The sequence below is a fragment of the Burkholderia sp. SIMBA_051 genome (assembly GCF_046534915.1).
Lineage (GTDB): Bacteria > Pseudomonadota > Gammaproteobacteria > Burkholderiales > Burkholderiaceae > Burkholderia > Burkholderia ambifaria.
Window position 1 is genome coordinate 80,905 of the sequence record NZ_JAWRXS010000018.1, and the last position, 16,635, is coordinate 97,539.

Annotated in this window: 13 protein-coding genes; 7 read left to right on the forward strand and 6 right to left on the reverse strand. The window is 65.2% G+C overall.

Annotated features, from left to right (window positions below; genetic code table 11):
- The first annotated feature begins 3 nt into the window (after nt 1–3).
- Nucleotides 4–789, forward strand: coding sequence for an enoyl-CoA hydratase/isomerase family protein (locus SB771_RS32285; RefSeq protein WP_175658742.1), 786 nt, complete (start codon nt 4–6; stop codon nt 787–789).
- Between the two features lie 36 nt (nt 790–825).
- Nucleotides 826–2,826, forward strand: coding sequence for an acetyl/propionyl/methylcrotonyl-CoA carboxylase subunit alpha (locus SB771_RS32290; protein ID WP_175658743.1), 2,001 nt, complete (start codon nt 826–828; stop codon nt 2,824–2,826).
- Nucleotides 2,827–2,934: 108 nt separating this feature from the next.
- Here SB771_RS32290 and SB771_RS32295 read toward each other — a convergent pair whose 3' ends face one another.
- Complete coding sequence (locus SB771_RS32295; RefSeq protein WP_175658744.1) at nt 2,935–3,267, reverse strand: hypothetical protein; 333 nt, start codon at nt 3,265–3,267, stop codon at nt 2,935–2,937.
- Between SB771_RS32295 and SB771_RS32300 the strand changes: the two genes are divergently transcribed.
- The 5 genes from SB771_RS32300 to SB771_RS32320 all read left to right on the forward strand — a co-directional run bounded on the left by SB771_RS32300 (nt 3,257) and on the right by SB771_RS32320 (nt 7,365).
- Nucleotides 3,257–3,688, forward strand: coding sequence for an STM2901 family protein (locus tag SB771_RS32300; protein ID WP_012366810.1), 432 nt, complete (start codon nt 3,257–3,259; stop codon nt 3,686–3,688). The genes SB771_RS32295 and SB771_RS32300 overlap by 11 nt on opposite strands.
- Entirely contained in the window at nt 3,688–4,026 is a 339-nt protein-coding gene (locus SB771_RS32305) for a DUF1493 family protein (protein WP_012366809.1), read from the forward strand. The genes SB771_RS32300 and SB771_RS32305 overlap by 1 nt, the downstream gene beginning before the upstream one ends.
- Nucleotides 4,027–4,176: 150 nt before the next feature.
- Nucleotides 4,177–5,319, forward strand: coding sequence for a DUF2827 domain-containing protein (locus SB771_RS32310; RefSeq protein ID WP_175658745.1), 1,143 nt, complete (start codon nt 4,177–4,179; stop codon nt 5,317–5,319).
- A 733-nt stretch (nt 5,320–6,052) separates the two neighbouring features.
- Nucleotides 6,053–6,856: an EAL domain-containing protein gene (locus SB771_RS32315; protein ID WP_175658746.1), complete on the forward strand. Its 804-nt coding sequence runs from the start codon at nt 6,053–6,055 to the stop codon at nt 6,854–6,856.
- Nucleotides 6,857–6,918: 62 nt separating this feature from the next.
- Nucleotides 6,919–7,365, forward strand: a complete 447-nt coding sequence (locus SB771_RS32320) for a hypothetical protein (RefSeq protein ID WP_175658747.1) — start codon at nt 6,919–6,921, stop codon at nt 7,363–7,365.
- Between the two features lie 170 nt (nt 7,366–7,535).
- Here SB771_RS32320 and SB771_RS32325 read toward each other — a convergent pair whose 3' ends face one another.
- From SB771_RS32325 to SB771_RS32345, 5 genes are all read right to left on the reverse strand, one after another.
- On the reverse strand, nt 7,536–8,003 hold the full coding sequence (locus SB771_RS32325) for a DUF4019 domain-containing protein (protein ID WP_105833158.1): 468 nt from the start codon (nt 8,001–8,003) through the stop codon (nt 7,536–7,538).
- Between the two features lie 32 nt (nt 8,004–8,035).
- Nucleotides 8,036–9,190 (reverse strand): DUF2827 domain-containing protein, encoded by a 1,155-nt coding sequence (locus SB771_RS32330; protein ID WP_006754840.1) that lies wholly within the window; start codon nt 9,188–9,190, stop codon nt 8,036–8,038.
- A 14-nt stretch (nt 9,191–9,204) separates the two neighbouring features.
- Nucleotides 9,205–10,350: a DUF2827 domain-containing protein gene (locus SB771_RS32335; RefSeq protein ID WP_175658748.1), complete on the reverse strand. Its 1,146-nt coding sequence runs from the start codon at nt 10,348–10,350 to the stop codon at nt 9,205–9,207.
- A gap of 360 nt (nt 10,351–10,710) precedes the next feature.
- Nucleotides 10,711–11,379, reverse strand: a complete 669-nt coding sequence (locus tag SB771_RS32340; protein ID WP_175658749.1) for an OmpA family protein — start codon at nt 11,377–11,379, stop codon at nt 10,711–10,713.
- A 123-nt stretch (nt 11,380–11,502) separates the two neighbouring features.
- On the reverse strand, nt 11,503–16,635 hold a 5,133-nt coding region (locus SB771_RS32345; protein ID WP_410721840.1), incomplete at its 5' end, for a YadA-like family protein.

The following is a 16,635-nucleotide window of genomic DNA, read 5'->3' on the forward strand; positions in this document are numbered from 1 at the left end:
CCGATGCGATACGAAACGATCAAGGTACACGAGGCCGACCGCGTGGCGACCGTCACGCTCGCGTGCCCCGCCGTGCGCAACGCGTTCGACGAGACGACGATCGCCGAGCTGACCACCGCGTTCGAGTGGCTCGACGCGCACGAGGGCGTGCGCGCGATCGTGCTCGCGGCGGAAGGCGCCGCGTTCTGCGCGGGCGCGGACCTGAACTGGATGAAGAAGATGGCCGGTTACTCGGACGACGAGAACCGTGCCGATGCGCGCAAGCTCGCGCGGATGCTCGAGGCGATCCATCGCTGCGGCAAACCGGTGATCGCGCGCGTGCACGGCGACGCGTATGCGGGCGGCGTGGGCCTCGTCGCGGCGGCCGACATCGCGGTCGCCGCCGACGGCGCGAAGTTCTGCCTGTCCGAGGCGCGGCTCGGGCTGATTCCCGCGACGATCGCGCCGTACGTCGTGCGCGCGATGGGCGAGCGCGCGGCGCGCCGCTACTTCACGACGGCCGAAGTGTTCGACAGCGCGCGCGCCGCGTCGCTCGGCTTCATTCACGACGCGGTGCCGGCCGACGCGCTCGACGAAACGGTCGCGAAGCTGGCCGCGGCGCTCGTCGCGAACGGCCCCGACGCGGTGCGGGCGTGCAAGCGGCTCGTCGCCGACGTGGCCGGGCGGCCGCTCGACGCGACGCTGATCGAGCAGACCGCCGACTGGATCGCGCGCACCCGCGCCGGCGCGGAAGCACGCGAAGGGATTGCGTCGTTCCTCGAGAAGCGCACGCCTTCGTGGCGTGAATGATGGCGTGCCAATAACTTTCCGGACGACACCGAAGCCATGTTCGACAAGATTCTGATCGCCAACCGCGGCGAAATCGCCTGCCGCGTCGCCGCGACGTGCAAACGTCTCGGGATCGCGAGCGTCGCCGTCTATTCCGACGCGGACGCGAACGCGAAGCACGTCGCCGCATGCGACGAAGCCGTGCATATCGGCGGCGCGGCGGCCGCGGACAGCTACCTGCGCGGCTTGCGCATCATCGAGGCCGCGCGCGCGACCGGCGCGCAGGCCATCCATCCCGGCTACGGCTTCCTGTCGGAGAACGAGGATTTCGCACACGCATGCGAAGCGGCCGGCATCGTGTTCATCGGGCCGCCGGTCGATGCGATCGCGGCGATGGGCTCGAAGGCGGCTGCGAAGGCGCTCATGCACGCAGCAGCGGTGCCGCTCGTGCCCGGCTATCACGGCGACGACCAGGACACGGCCAACCTGCATCGCGAAGCCGACGAGATCGGCTACCCGGTGCTGCTGAAGGCGAGCGCGGGCGGCGGCGGCAAGGGGATGCGCGTGGTCGAGCGCTCGGAGGACTTCCGGGCGGCGCTCGCGTCGTGCCAGCGCGAGGCCGCGAGCAGCTTCGGCAACGCCCGCGTGCTGATCGAGAAATACCTGACGCGCCCGCGTCACGTCGAAGTGCAGGTGTTCGGCGACACGCACGGCAATACCGTCTACCTGTTCGATCGCGACTGCTCGGTGCAGCGCCGTCACCAGAAGGTGCTCGAGGAAGCGCCGGCGCCGGGCCTGCCTGACGACCTGCGTCGCGCGATGGGCGAGGCGGCCGTCGCGGCCGCGCGCGCGGTGCATTACGTCGGGGCGGGCACCGTCGAATTCATCATGACGGCCGACGCGTTCTACTTCATGGAAATGAACACGCGCCTGCAGGTCGAGCATCCGGTCACCGAGATGGTCACCGGGCTCGATCTCGTCGAGTGGCAACTGCGCGTCGCAGCGGGCGAGCCGCTGCCGCTGACGCAGGACCAACTGCGCGTGCAGGGCCACGCGATCGAGGCACGTCTCTACGCGGAGAATCCCGCGCGCGGCTTCCTGCCGTCCACCGGCACACTGAAGCACCTGCGGCTGCCGGAGGGCGTCGAGTTTGCGATCGGCGCGCCGGTGCGCGTCGACAGCGGCGTGCGCGAAGGCGACGCGATCACGCCGTTCTACGATCCGATGATCGCGAAGCTGATCGTGCACGGCGCGGACCGCGCGGAAGCGCTCGGCAGGATGCTGCGCGCGCTGCGGGCTTGCGAAGTGGTCGGCCTGCACACGAACGCCGCGTTTCTGCAGCGGATCGTCGCGAGCGAGCCGTTCGCGACCGCCAATCTCGACACGGGCCTGATCGAGCGCAACCACGATGCGCTGTTCGCGCCGCAACCGTCGCCGCGTGCGACGCTGGCGCTGGCCTGCGCGGCGCTACTCGCGCGCGAGCGCGGGGCGGCCGCGCAGCAGGGCGTGTCGCCGTGGCATGCGCTGCCGGACTGGCGGCTGAACGGCGGCTATCGCCGCACGCTCGAATGGCATGCGCCCGATCGCGAAGCGGACGTGACGGTTACCTACGAGGACAATGGCGGCCACGCGAGCCTCGCCACCGGCGATGCGGCCGCGCAGCCGTTCGCGTGGACGCGCGGCGCGACGCCGCTCGACTTCGACGTGACGCTCGACGGTGTGCGCAGCAGCGGCCGCGTGTATGCGGACGGCGACAGTTTCCACGTGTTCACGCAGGGTGTCGCCGAGACGTTCGAATGGCGCAACGTGCTCGCGCACGCGGGCGATGCCGAGCATGGCGGCGGCCGCCTGACCGCGCCGATGCCCGGCAAGGTGATCGCGGTGCTGGTCGAGCCGGGCCAGAAGGTCGAGGCCGGCACGCCGCTGATCGTGATGGAGGCGATGAAGATGGAGCACACGATCGGCGCGCCGGGCACGGGCGTCGTCGCGGAAGTGCTGTACGGCGTCGGCGATCAGGTCGCGGATGGCGCGCAGTTGCTGGTGATGGCGGAAGACTGATCGCGGCGTGCGCGTGAGGGCCCTTGCCGGCCCTCACGGAGAGCGCGGGCGTCCGCTCGCGAATCGTCGATCGCATGCAAAAAAATAAAAGATGCGCGTGCAACGTCTTCATGGTTTCTGGGCCATCAACCGATCCCGGCCGTTGATCAGCGGCGCAACATGCGCCGTTTCTTGTCGATTCGGCTGTTGCAACACTCGTTGACAGATCGAAAACGGCTTCTCCTCCGCTTCATCGGCAACGCGAATTCGCCTGATCCCCCGTGGAGCAAGGCACGGAATGACAGCGATCGCTTTCCGGATGTCACGCTGGATGAGCGAAGCCACCGCATCTTTCTGCTCACGCTCGATGGGCAGCGCTACCGTGACGATCGGGATGCGCAGTCCGGTGCATTGCGCAATGATCAAAAGAGCGAGTGGAGAGAAAATAAAAATGGCGAACAAATATGATTACGGGGGCCACGGAGATCTGACGCCGCCGGAATTGTTTTGCCTGATCGTGATCGACGTCGCCTGTGATGAATTGGGCATCGATGATGCTGTCGGGATCGCAATGATTTTATTGGGGCAAAGGTTTGTGCCGACTCGAGGAAAATTCCACGGAGCGGTCAAGGGGACATCGGTCGCATCAAGGGTTTCACGGAGGTTGCTCCCCTATGAAATCAAGCACAAAATTCTTCCGACGGTAACTTCATTCAAGAGTCTCGTGCTTCTCAAGGTGAAATTTACGAGGGAGCTCGGCGTGTTTGTTGGACGGGCGGTGCCGGTGGCCGGATGGATCATTACAGCTGCCGACGTATCGATCATAATGTATCGCTCTGCAGTCACGTACAATCGCCTGGTCAAGCCGGAGGATCGTTTTTGATGGACGCTCGTCTGATCGAGATGGTGCGGGAGGAGGCTGATTCGCCGTTGTGGGGTGAGCTTGAAATTACCCCGGAAACGGATCTCTGCATTGATCTTGAGCTTTCCGACAGAGCCATGTTGAGATTGATGCGGAGATTTTCGGAATCGTTCGGTGTCGATATTTCTGCTTTCGATGTGGATTATTACTACCCCTCCAGAAAATTGGGTTTCGGTCGATTTCTGGTGGAAGTGTTCAAGTCGCCGTTCAGCAGCGGCGCCAGGGACAAAATCCTGGAGCGTCCGCTGACCATCCGGATGATGGAGGCGGCAATCGAAGCCGGACGATGGGAGATGTGACAGCTCGGCAAAGGGCGCGCTGTAACCCGTCCATCGCTGACCATCCATGACAGTCCTGCGGCCGACAGTCCGCTAGAATGACCCGTTGTTCCCGGGGTGCGCCGCCATGCGCGCCACATCGCGTCCATTCAATTTCCCGTCCCGCCGACGATGACGTCTCCTGTCCTGAACGGCCTGCGCATCGGTATCACGATCGGTCTGCGCGCCCCCGACGAAAGCCTGTGGATCAATGGCATCAAGCAGAACGCGCTGTTTCTCGCGAAGCTGTTGATGGCATCGCCGCATGGCTATCGCGTGACGCTGGTCAACACGACCGACGTGCCGCTCACCGACGCGCTGCCGTGGGATCGCACCGTGTTCGACACGCGCGCATTCGGCGACGTGAAGGATGCGCTCGACGTGGTGATCGAACTCGGCGGCCAGATCGACGCCGCGCAGACGGACTACCTGAAGGCGCGCGGCGCGAAGATCGTCAGCTATTGCTGCGGCGTCGAGTACATCAACGCGATGGAGTCGATGCTGTTCGGCCGCCGGTTGTGGGATTCACTGTTCATCAACCGCGGCTACGACGAGGTGTGGGCGATTCCGCAGATCGCGCCGTCGTCGCTGCCGTTCCTGCAGTCGCTGCGTCGCTGCCCGGGGCGCGTCGTGCCGTTCGTATGGGATCCGATGTTCCTGAGCGCGCGTGCGGCATCGCTGCCCGAGCACGGCGAATACCGGCCGCGCGGCGAGCCGGGCAAGCGGCTCACGGTGATGGAGCCGAACCACAACGTCGTGAAGTTCTGCGTGTACCCGATGCTGATCATCGACGAAGCGTATCGCCGCGACCCCGATGCGATCTGCTTCACGCACGTGACGAACGCCGACCGTCTCGCGCACGACAGCCCCGAGTTCGTGATGCTGATGAACTATCTGGACATCGTGCGTGCGGGCAAGGCGAGCTTCGTCGGACGCTTCGACACGCCGCTGTTCCTGGCCGACCTCACCGACATCGTCGTGTCGCATCAATGGTCGAACCCGCTCAACTACTTCTATTTCGACGTGTGCTGGCAGGGCTATCCGCTCGTGCACAACGCGAGCCTCGCGCCCGATCTCGGCTACTACTATCCGGACAACGACGTGCAGCAGGGTGCGCAGGCGCTGCTGCACGCGCTGCACACGCACGACGACGACTGGCAAGGGTACACGCGGTGCCAGCGCGAGATCCTCGGCCGCTATACGTCGGCTAACCCCGCGCTCGTCGGCGAATACGACGCGCTGCTCGCCAATCTGATCGGCGCGACGGCTGCTTGAGTTTGAGTTTGCGTGACGCCTGCCGCAGCCGGCGGGTCCCACTTTAATGTCTGATGAAAATCATGCCGTAAAAAAGAAACCGCCGAACCGGGGAAGATCCGACGGTTTTTGAAGGCACGAAATTGACGGCTCCGAGGGAAGGCCGTCAGAAATCATTTTATAGGTTAACAAATCGAAAAGATCGTTAAAAATCTTTCAATCGACAAATGCCGTATTGCTCGGCCTGATATTGTCATTTTATTTCGGCGGACTATTGTTTGGTCATTTTCAATATCGTTTGAAACGGCGAAATTGAATTCTCCGGGGACCGAATGCCCGATGGGAGCCCGCTGGTGACGGGGCCAGCACGGCCTCGCGGCGAATGCGGGCGACATGTCCGGATACGGCCTCGCTATCGGATATTAATCATACGAAATAACGATCGCGTGATTTTGAAGCGAGGCCCTCGATAAATCGATTTTTTGCCAAAAGCGTTTGAGCGCGCGATATCGCCCATGGTTTTGTGTGGCCTGCCGCACTGTCGGCGACGTGCATGCGTGGTGTATTTCTAGTATTTGAATATCGTTGACAATATCTGATTTGACGGTGCGCCGAAATGAAAAGTACGCTCCCTGAAAAGATCGAAACAAGAGGATGGGCCGGGTAGGCGGTGGCGCGTGTCGTGGTCGGCGCGCGCCACATGTATCGAGAGCGCGGGCCGTCATCGGCGGCCCGACAATTGCCGGAGCGCCGGATGAATGCGGTCGAACCTCGCCTGGAGGCGAACAGCGTAGCGAATCGGGACGAAATCGATCTCGTGTTCGGCGCGCCTGACGATCACCCCGACCTTGCGTCGGTACGCAGTTTCGTCGAAAGCCGGCTCGGGTTCGCGCGCGAGCCGGTTTGCCGCGCCGACCTGTCCGGCGGCGTGCTGTATCACGAATGTCTCGCGCGGTTGCGCTGGGGCGCGCGCGACGCGTTGCCGCCGCTCGCGTTCCTGCCGCGCCTCGAGTCGCTCGGGCTGATGCGCTGGTTCGACCGGCTCGTGGTGGGCCGGACGATCGACGCGCTGCGTGCCGATCCGCAGGCCGTGTATGGCTGCAACATCGCGGCGGCGAGCGCGGCGGTGGACGACGCGTGGCTGGCCATCTTCAGGCGGCTCGAGCGCGAGCCGTCGGTCGCGGCGCGGCTGGTCGTCGAGATCACCGAGACGGGGCCGCTGAACCCCGTCGCGGGCCGGTCGTTCGTGAATCGGTTTCGCCAGGCCGGATGCCGCCTCGCGATCGACGATTTCGGCGTCGGCTTCAGCGCGCTGAACAACCTGGTGGTCGGCAACCCCGATATCGTGAAGCTCGACAAGTCGGTGCTGTCGCTGATCAAGCGCAACGCGATCGGGCGCTACCAGTTTCGCCGGCTGATCGCGTTTGCGCACGAAAGCGCGCGGCACGTCGTCGTCGAAGGCGTGGAGAACGAGACCGATCGGCAGATCATCCTGGATTCCGGCGTCGCGTGGGCGCAGGGCGTTCGCTTCAGTTGGCGGTCGCCGGCCGCCGCATGACGCAGCGGCGCGGGCGCCGGGCGCCGGTATCGGGTAATGATGGATCGCAAAGGGGCGTGGGCATGGCGGCGACGAACAAGATCGGGCACGGAACGGGCACGCAGGCGGCCGATGCGCGCGAACTCGTCGCGATCGCTGAACTGGCCGACATGGTGTGGCAGCTCGGCGCCGAATCGACCGATACGCCGATCGACGTCGCGCCGTATCTCGACGGCCTGCAAGCCGTCGCGCACCGCATTCACCGGATGAAGCCGCTCGACGCCGACGGCCGAGAACTCGCGGCACGGCACTACTACGCCGGCGTGTTTGCGGGCGCCTGCGGCGAGGATTCGGCGATCGCCTGCGGTGTATCGGGCAGCCTCGCGAGGCGCGCCGGGCAGGTCAGCGGCGCCGCACTCGGCTGTTTTATGAGGCTCGCGCGGATCGGACGCCGGCATGGCCGCGCGTTTGCTGCACGGCGCGCAGACGGCGGCGTGCAAGCGTCGCGGTCGCTTGCGCGCCGCGCTTGACGCTCACCGATCGCGGGCATCGGCAAGTGCACCGCGTCAGTTCTTACCGAAACCTCCGCATTCCCGGCGTGCATCGGACGGTTCGATGAACACGCCCATCATCCGCGACTGCGTGGCGTCGCGCTGCACGTTGATCGTAATCGCGACGATGACTTCGCACGCAGTGCAGCTTACGGCGTGAAATCCTGCCCCTGGCGCGGCACATAGCCGGTCAGGTGCCAGCGGCCGTCGTCGTCGAGTCGAAAGCTCAGCTTTTCGTACACGGTCGTGCCGGTCGTGAGCGTCGTCGCGTAGTCGACGTTCGCGTAAAGCCCGTCGGGCGTTGCAGGTGCGTTCGTGTAGCGGATGCGCGTGACTTGCGCCCAGCCGCGATGGCGGACCGTGCCGACCGACTGGCGCGCGCGCTGCATGTCCGCCGCGAACTGGTCCTGCTTGATGCGTGCCTTCACGAATGCGGCGGAATCGGCCCACACCGCGCCGTACTGGCCGGCATCGAGCTGCTTGAACACCGCGTCGGCGTCGCGCAGCAGTGCGTCCGCCGATTCGCCGCCGGCCTGCGCGTGCGCGCCGATCGCGAGCGATGCGACGGCGCAGCCGATCAACCATTTCGCGCGGGAGAGGGGCCGGTATGCGTTCATGTCGGAGTCCGAAGCGGGGAGAGGGCGGCGCATCATGCGTCGCGATAGAGTGACGCGATCGCGTCGGAATACGCGGCGACGTTGTCGGGGTTGTAGATGCTGACCGAGTCGAGCACATGCTTCGATTGCTCGCGATACGCTTCGAGATTCGCGTCGTGTTCGTCGAACGCCTGCAGCAGCGCCCGGCCGCCGGCCTGGCAATCGAAGTCCGGATAGAAATACCCGGCCTTGCCGAGGAACGGCGAGTTGTGGATCAGCGGATAGTCGCCGTACAGCAGCTCGTAGTACAGGTAGTTCTGCGCGTTTTCCCACGTGTGCGACACCACCGCGTCGCCGTAGGCGGCCATGAACTCGTACACCGCGTAGCGGCTTTCGAACGTCGTGATCCCGTGGTTCACGATGTCGAGGCTCTTCGCGAAGTGGACGAACGTCGCATGTTCCTTCAGGTGCAGCGTGTTGCACACGCGCACGAACTCGAGGAATTCGGGCTTCGCGCGATACGCCTCTTCAGTCACCAGCATCGGGATGATGCTCGTCTTCACCATGCAGATGTTCGGCTCGAACATCGTCACGCGCCAGCGCGGTTTGCCGGGCTGATAACCGAACGACAGGCCGGCGCCGAGCGTCGCGCGCGCCTTGTCGAACAGCATCGGATGCCAGATGTGCGGAACGATCGTCACCGGCGCGCGCAGGCCCGTCTGGTAATAGTGCAGGCACGAGCGCTCGAATTCCGGAATCGTCCACACGGCGTCGTACGGCGCGCCCGAGAACAGGAAGCCCGACGGCTTGTCGAACATCGCGCGCTCGATGTCGATCACGTAGTCGTTGCCGACCCGCATCGTGATGACCTTGCCGCCGCGGTCGCGGAACGCGCGCAGGTAATCGGCGCTGAACTGCGCGCTCATTTCGATCAGCACGTCGCAGCGCTGCAGCGCTTCGTCCATCGACAGCAGCGGCACGTCCCATTCGCCGAGCATCAACTGCGGATCGGCGAGCTGTTCGCCGCCGTTCACCATCACGGCTTGAGCGACGTGCGGCGACTGACGCAGCAGCAGGATCAGCAGCAGGCAGTTCTGGAAGATGCCGTTTTCCCACAGCGACTGGCCGGCGCCGCGCACGAACAGCGACACGCCGACGACGAGACGCTTGCCCTCGCCGGGCGCTTGACGGGCATTGGAGTCCGACATGCGTATGCTCCGGTTCAGGCGACCAGGCGCGCGACGAACGCGTCCAGGTTCGCGGGGTTGTCGATCGAGACCGACTGCAGCAGCCGGTCGGCCTTCGCGCGATAGTCGTCGAGCCGCTCGTCGTGATGCAGCCATGCATCGCGCAGCGCGTGGCTGCCCGCGACGGAATCGAAATCCGGGTAGTAATAGCCGGCATCACCGAGCAGCGTCGAGTTGTGGATCAGCGGATAGCCGCCGTACAGCACGTCGTAGTACAGATAGTTCTGCGGATTTTCCCAATGGTGCGACACGACGGCATCCGCATGGCGCGCCATGAAGCCGGGCAGGTCGATGCGCGGCTCGAACGTCGCCTTGTGCTCGCGCACGAGGTCGAGGCTGTTCGCGAAGTGCACGAAGGTCCGATGCGCCTTCATGTGCATCGCGTTGACGACGAACAGATGCTGCACGGCATCCGGATGCGCGCGGTAGAACTCGTCGCACACGAGCATCGGGTAATGGCAGGACTTCACGACCGAGATGTTCGGCTCGAGCGTGGCGAGATGCCACGGACGGCGGCCGGGCCGATAGCCGAACGTGACGCCTTCACTTGCCAGCGCGGCGATGCGGCGATCGAGGAAGTACGGCGACCACAGATGCGGAATCGTATGAACCGGCGCGCGCGTGAGCGTGCGCAAGAGCGGCACGTCGATCTTCTGCGACTTCTCGAGCACCCACACTTCATCGAACTGCGTGCCGTTGAAGATGTGCCCCGAAGGTTTGTCGAAGATCGGCGTTTCAGCGAGACCGCTGTAGGTGTGGCCGACGTAGCACGCGACGAGCTTCGTGCCGAGCGCCTTCACGTGCCTGAGCCATTCGATCGGCAGTTGCGCGCCCATCTCGATCACGACGTCAAGCTCGTGCGTGACGTCGGCGGGCTTCACGAGCGGCACGTCGAGGCCGTCGAGTTCGAGGCCGAGCGGCAGTGCGTTCGCGTCGCCGCCGTTCAGGAAATAGACGGGGCCGACGCGGTCCGAGCGCTTGAGCATCATCGCGAGGTACGCGATGTTCTGGTGAATGCCGTTTTCCCAGATCGCCTGGCCGTCCCGCGCAAACAGCGAGATGCCGACGGCCGGCCGTTGCTTGCGGGCGCCGCGCGAGGCGGCTTGATTGATGTCCGTCACCGGTTGGTTTCCTCTGCGGCGTCGTGCGTTCGGCCGTGGCGTCGAGTGCCTGGCCGCGTAACGGCGCGCCGTGGATTGTCGTGGTTGCGTTCGCGCCGGCGCGCGCTCGACAACGAGTCGCGCGATGCGGATCGCGGGGCGGCCGGCGGATTCCGGTGGATCGTCGCGCGGGACTGGCACGGCGCGCGACGCGGGCGGAACGCCCCGGCAGCTGTCTGCGGCGATTGTGGCACGGAAGTCAGCGGTTTGTGGAGGGGGCTGACGAACTTTGACATAGCCGCCGGCGCGCTGATCAAGGGCTGTCGGCGCGGTGGGCGCTGCCGGTCAGGGCCGTCGCGTGAGGGTGCGACGGCCGGCGGCTCAGCGTTGCAGCGAGATGTCGACGCGGCGGTTGCTCGCGCGGCCTTCGGCCGTCGCGTTGGACGCGACCGGATCCGCGCTGCCGCGGCCCGAGACCGATACGGCTTGCGCGTTCAGCCCGTGTGACTTCAGGTAGCCCGCGACGGTTTCCGCGCGGCGCTTCGACAGCGCGAGATTGGCGGCGTCGTTGCCGACCGAATCCGTATGACCGGTGACCGTGACCTGTGTATACGTACGGGCTTCGCGTTCGCTCAACAACTTGTCGAGCGATGCGCGCGCGACCGGCGTGAGCGTGGCCAGGCCCGTCGCGAACAGTGCGTCGCCCGCGAGGTTCACGTGTTCGACCGCGGCAGGCGCGGGTGCGGGCTCGGCGGCCGATGCCGCTTCGGCCGGCGCGGCGCCGCACTGGAACACCAGCGTCGCGGGATCCGAGCCGTCGCGCAACGCGCGGGCCGAGTCGACGGTGCGCACCGGCTGATCGCCGCAGATTTTGCGCGTGGCCTTCATGCAGGTCTGCGGGCCCGACAGCAGGCCGTGGCAGTCCACCTGGAAGGTGCGCACGCCATCGCGCGGCTGCAGTTCGGATGCGCTGAAGGTCGGGCCGGATGCGGTCGAGCACGCGGCGAGGGCCGTTGCGGAAAGTGCGAGCGCAAGAGCGAGTTTGTTCACGGTTACGTCCTCAAAGCTTGGGTTGACCGAGGCCCGCCGCGGGTTGTGCGGCGGGCTCGTCGTGCCGTCGGGGCCGCCGCGCGCCGTCCGGCTCGTGAGCCGGCGACGTGGCGGCGCGACGCGTTACTTCCACTGGTACAGCATGCCGGCGCCGATCACCTTCTGACCGCCGCTGAAGCCGCCGTTGATCGACGCCTTCAGGTTCTCGGTGATCCGCGCCTGCATGTTGACCGCCATCGCTTTCTGGCCGAGGAAGGTCGATGTGCCCACACCCATCCCGAAGTTGGCGTCGCGATCGAGCTGCGGGATCGACGCCATCGCGCCGACGGCCGCGATACCCTGCTTCGCCATCTGGTCGGTCTGCTGCAATTGCGAACCCAGCGAGTTGATCTGCGTCTGCTGGCCCGACAGTGCCGTCGACAGCGTCGTCTGCACCTGCGTCAGCTGGTTCACGTTCACCGCGTCGGTGCCTTGCGTGCCCGGCGCGACGTTCGTGATCTGGCGCTGCTGCGTGTCGCTGCCGACCGACACCACGTTCGAACGACCGCCGTCATTCGAATTCGCGCCGATCGCCACCGAGTTCGTGCCGGCGGTGACGGTCGGCCGATCGTTGCCTGTGCCGTTCATGTCGACCGCGATACCGTTGTTGCTCAACGAGCGCGTCGTGTTGTTGTTGATCGTCGTCGACAGTTGGGATACCTGATCGCCCAGGTTCGTCACGCCCGTCGACAGCGACGCCACCGTGCTGTTCGTCGTGCTCAGGCCGGTCGACAGCGAGCCGATGCCGGTCGAGGTCGACGTGGACAGCGATGTGAGGTTGCTGTTCGTCGAGCTGAGGCCCGTCGACAGCGAGCTGATCGCCGTCGACGTCGACGTGGACAGCGACGTCACCGAGCTGTTGGTCGAGCTGAGGCCCGTGGACAGCGAACTGATGCCGGTCGACAGCGACGAGATGTTCGACGCGGTCGACGTGGACAGGCTGCTGACTGCCTGGTTCGTCGCGTTGAGCTGGCTGCCGTTGATCGCATCCGTGCTGGTGGCCGAGATCCGGCCTGCCGCGACGTTCGTGATCTGGCGTTCCTGCCCCGGCTGGCCGACGCTCACCACGCCCACCGGCGAGCTGCCCGCGAACAGGTAGGAGACGCCGCCGATCGTGGCGCTCGAGGTGCCGACTGCCGCGCTCGTGACCGAGTTCGCACCGAGGGCGATCGAGTTCGCGACGTTCGCCGTGGCGTTCGTGCCGAAGGCGAGCGCATCCGCCGCGGTGGCCGATGCAGCCGAGCCGTAGGCCTGGGCGCCGATGGCGCTTGCGACTGCCTTGTTGCCGAGTGCGATCGTGTTGTCCGCGGTGGCCTGGCTCGAGCTGCCGAGGGCGAGCGCGCTGTTGCCGGTTGCGGTGTTCGCGTTGCCGAGCGCCACTGCGCCGCTGCCGGTCGCCGTGTCGTTCGCGCCCATCGCCACTGCGCCGGTGCCCGTTGCGATGCTCGGATCGCCGATCGCGACCGCGCCGTCGCCGCTCGCGGTGTTGCCGGAGCCGATCGACACCGCCTTGCCGCCGGTGGCCGATGCGTTCTGGCCGATCGCGACTGCACCCGCCGTCTGCGCGTTCGAGCCGTCGCCGACCGCGACGCTGCTGGCGCCTGCGGCGCTCGCGTTCACGCCGGCTGCGAGCGAGTTGATGCCCGTTGCGCCGTCGTTGGCGTAGTTGGCTTGCTGCGTGCCGTTGTCGTTGACGCTGTAGTAGTGCGTCTTCGCGGCGTCGATCGCGGTCGACGTCGACGTGGACAGCGACGTGATCGAGCTGGTGGCTGTCGACAGGCCTGTCGATGTGGAGGTCGACAGCGAGGTTACCGTGCTGTCGGTCGAGCTGAGGCCGGTGGACAGGGAACCGATCGCGCTGGTTGCGGACGACAGGCCGGTCGAGGTCGAGGTGGACAGCGAGCTGATCGAGCTTGTCGCCGACGAGAGGCCCGTCGACGTCGAGGTCGACAGCGATGCGACCGAGCTGTTCGTGGAGCTCAGGCCGGTGGACAGTGAGCCGATCGAGCTGGTGGCCGACGAGAGACCCGTCGACGTTGAAGTCGAGAGCGACGTGAGCGAGCTATCGGTCGAGCTGAGGCCCGTGGACAGCGAGTTGATACCCGTCGACGTCGACGTGGACAGTGAGCCGATCGAGCTTGTGGCCGACGACAGGCCCGTCGACGTGGAGGTCGAGAGCGACGTTACTGTGCTGTCGGTCGAGCTCAGGCCAGTCGACAGGGAGTTGATGCCCGTCGACGTCGAGGTGGACAGCGAGCCGATCGAGCTTGTGGCCGACGACAGGCCCGTCGACGTGGAGGTCGACAGCGAAGCCACCGAGCTGTTGGTCGAACTGAGGCCAGTGGACAGCGAACCGATCGAACTGGTTGCTGACGACAGGCCGGTCGAGGTCGACGTGGACAGCGAGCTGATCGAGCTTGTGGCCGACGAGAGGCCGGTCGACGTTGAGGTCGAGAGTGACGTTACCGTGCTGTCGGTCGAGCTCAGGCCCGTGGACAGCGAGTTGATGCCCGTCGAAGTCGAGGTGGAGAGCGAGCTGATCGAGCTTGTGGCCGACGAGAGGCCGGTCGACGTGGAGGTCGAGAGTGACGTTACCGTGCTGTCGGTCGAGCTCAGGCCCGTGGACAGCGAGTTGATGCCCGTCGAAGTCGAGGTGGAGAGCGAGCTGATCGAGCTGGTTGCCGACGAGAGGCCGGTCGACGTTGAGGTCGAGAGCGACGTGAGTGAGCTGTCAGTGGAGCTGAGGCCAGTCGACAGCGAGTTGATACCCGTCGAGGTCGACGTGGACAGCGAGCCGATCGAGCTGGTTGCCGACGACAGACCCGTCGACGTTGAAGTCGACAGCGAAGCGACGGAGCTATCGGTCGAGCTCAGGCCCGTGGACAGCGAACCGATCGAGCTCGTCGCCGACGAGAGGCCGGTCGACGTGGAAGTCGACAGCGACGCCACCGAGCTGTCGGTGGAGCTGAGGCCTGTCGACAGCGAATTAATGCCCGTCGACGTCGACGTGGACAGCGAGCCGATCGAGCTTGTGGCCGAGGAGATGCCGGTCGACGTGGAGGTCGACAGCGAAGCCACTGAGCTGTCAGTCGAGCTGAGGCCCGTGGACAGCGAGTTGATGCCCGTCGAAGTCGACGTGGACAGCGAACCGATCGAGCTGGTGGCCGACGACAGACCCGTCGATGTGGAAGTAGACAGAGAGGTAACCGAACTGTTTGTCGAGCTCAGACCCGTGGACAGCGAACCGATCGAGCTGGTTGCCGACGAGAGGCCGGTCGACGTGGAAGTCGACAGCGACGCCACCGAGCTGTCGGTGGAGCTGAGGCCCGTGGACAGCGAGTTGATGCCGGTCGAAGTCGACGTGGAGAGCGACGTGATCGAGCTATTCGCCGACGACAAGCCCGTCGACGTCGAAGTCGAGAGCGACGTTACCGAGCTGTTGGTCGAGCTGAGACCCGTGGACAGCGAGTTGATGCCGGTCGAGGTCGACGTGGAGAGCGACGTGATCGAGCTATTCGCCGACGACAGGCCAGTCGACGTGGAGGTCGACAGCGAAACAACCGAGCTGTCGGTCGAGCTGAGACCCGTGGACAGCGAGTTGATGCCGGTCGAAGTCGACGTGGAGAGCGACGTGATCGAGCTATTCGCCGACGAGAGGCCGGTCGACGTCGAGGTCGACAACGAAGTGACCGAGCTATCCGTGGAGCTCAGACCCGTGGACAACGAGTTGATACCCGTCGAAGTCGACGTGGAGAGCGACGTGATCGAGCTATTTGCCGACGAGAGACCGGTCGACGTAGAGGTCGACAGTGAGGTAACCGAGCTGTTAGTCGAGCTCAGGCCTGTCGACAACGAAGTGATGCCGGTCGACAGCGACGAGATTGCGTTGCTGGACGACGACACCGTCGTCGACAGCGAATTCACCACCGAATTGGTCGCGAAGAGCTGGGAGCCGTTGATCGCATCGGTGCTGGTCGCCGTGATTTGACCTGCCGCGACATTGGTGATCTGACGCGTGGTGCCCGTGCTCGCGTCGCCGACGCTCACGACGCTGGTCGGATTGCCGCCCGCGAACGTGCTCGTCACGCCGCCGACGGTACCGGTCGGCGTTGCGTTCGGGGTGCCGGTGACGGAGCCGCTGCCGAGCGCGACGTCGCCGCTGTTGTTGGCGATGGCGTTCGGACCGATCGCGACGGAGTCGGTCCCGAGCGCCTGACTGTCCGTGCCCGTCGAATTCGCGTGGAAGTACTTGATGCCCTGATTGTTGATGCTGTCGATTGCCGAGCCGACGCTGTCGGCGGTCGACGTCGTCCCGTTCGCGTTGTACGTGGTGTACGACGGAGCGGAAACCGAGCCGGTCGCCGGGTTGTAGCTTGCGCCGCCGCCGAGGGCTGCTGCGGTGCTGTTGCCGAGATTGTCGGTTTTGGTCGTGACCGTGCTGAGGCCCGTCGACAGCGAACCGATCGAGCTGTTTGCCGACGAGAGGCCGGTCGACGTGGAGGTCGACAGCGAAACGACGGAGCTGTTGGTGGAGCTCAGGCCCGTGGACAACGAGTTGATGCCGGTCGAGGTGGAAGTCGACAGTGAAGCAACGGAGCTGTTTGTCGAACTGAGACCTGTCGAAGTGGAAGTCGACAGCGAATTGATCCCGGTCGAAGTCGACGTGGATAGCGACGAGATCGAGCTATTCGCCGACGAGAGACCAGTCGACGTGGAGCTCGAAAGCGAAGTGACGGCGCTGTTAGTGGAGCTCAGTCCCGTGGACAACGAGTTGATGCCGGTCGAGGTGGAAGTCGACAGCGAAGCAACGGAGCTGTTTGTCGAGCTGAGACCCGTCGACGTGGATGTCGAAAGCGAGCCGATCGAACTGTTTGCCGACGAAAGACCCGTCGAGGTCGACGACGAGAGCGAAGTAACGGAGCTGTTGATGGAGCTCAGTCCCGTGGACAGCGAGTTGATGCCGGTCGAGGTGGAAGTCGACAGTGAAGCAACGGAGCTATTGGTCGAGCTGAGACCCGTCGAAGTGGAAGTCGAGAGCGACGAGATCGAGCTGTTTGCCGACGAAAGACCCGTCGAGGTCGACGACGAAAGCGAGGTAACGGAGCTGTTGGTCGAACTCAGCCCGGTCGAGAGGGAGCCGATCGAGCTATTAGCCGACGAGAGTCCGGTGGACGTGGACGACGAAAGCGACGTAACCGAGCTATTGGTGGAGCTGAG

Bases quoted from the DNA above. Each gene is read 5' to 3' on its own strand.
- SB771_RS32325 (WP_105833158.1), bottom strand. From the start codon at position 8,003: ATGAACGCATACCGGCCCCTCTCCCGCGCGAAATGGTTGATCGGCTGC.
- SB771_RS32315 (WP_175658746.1), top strand. From the start codon at position 6,053: ATGAATGCGGTCGAACCTCGCCTGGAGGCGAACAGCGTAGCGAATCGG.
- SB771_RS32285 (WP_175658742.1), top strand. From the start codon at position 4: ATGCGATACGAAACGATCAAGGTACACGAGGCCGACCGCGTGGCGACC.
- SB771_RS32320 (WP_175658747.1), top strand. From the start codon at position 6,919: ATGGCGGCGACGAACAAGATCGGGCACGGAACGGGCACGCAGGCGGCC.
- SB771_RS32290 (WP_175658743.1), top strand. From the start codon at position 826: ATGTTCGACAAGATTCTGATCGCCAACCGCGGCGAAATCGCCTGCCGC.
- SB771_RS32300 (WP_012366810.1), top strand. From the start codon at position 3,257: ATGGCGAACAAATATGATTACGGGGGCCACGGAGATCTGACGCCGCCG.
- SB771_RS32310 (WP_175658745.1), top strand. From the start codon at position 4,177: ATGACGTCTCCTGTCCTGAACGGCCTGCGCATCGGTATCACGATCGGT.
- SB771_RS32330 (WP_006754840.1), bottom strand. From the start codon at position 9,190: ATGTCGGACTCCAATGCCCGTCAAGCGCCCGGCGAGGGCAAGCGTCTC.
- SB771_RS32305 (WP_012366809.1), top strand. From the start codon at position 3,688: ATGGACGCTCGTCTGATCGAGATGGTGCGGGAGGAGGCTGATTCGCCG.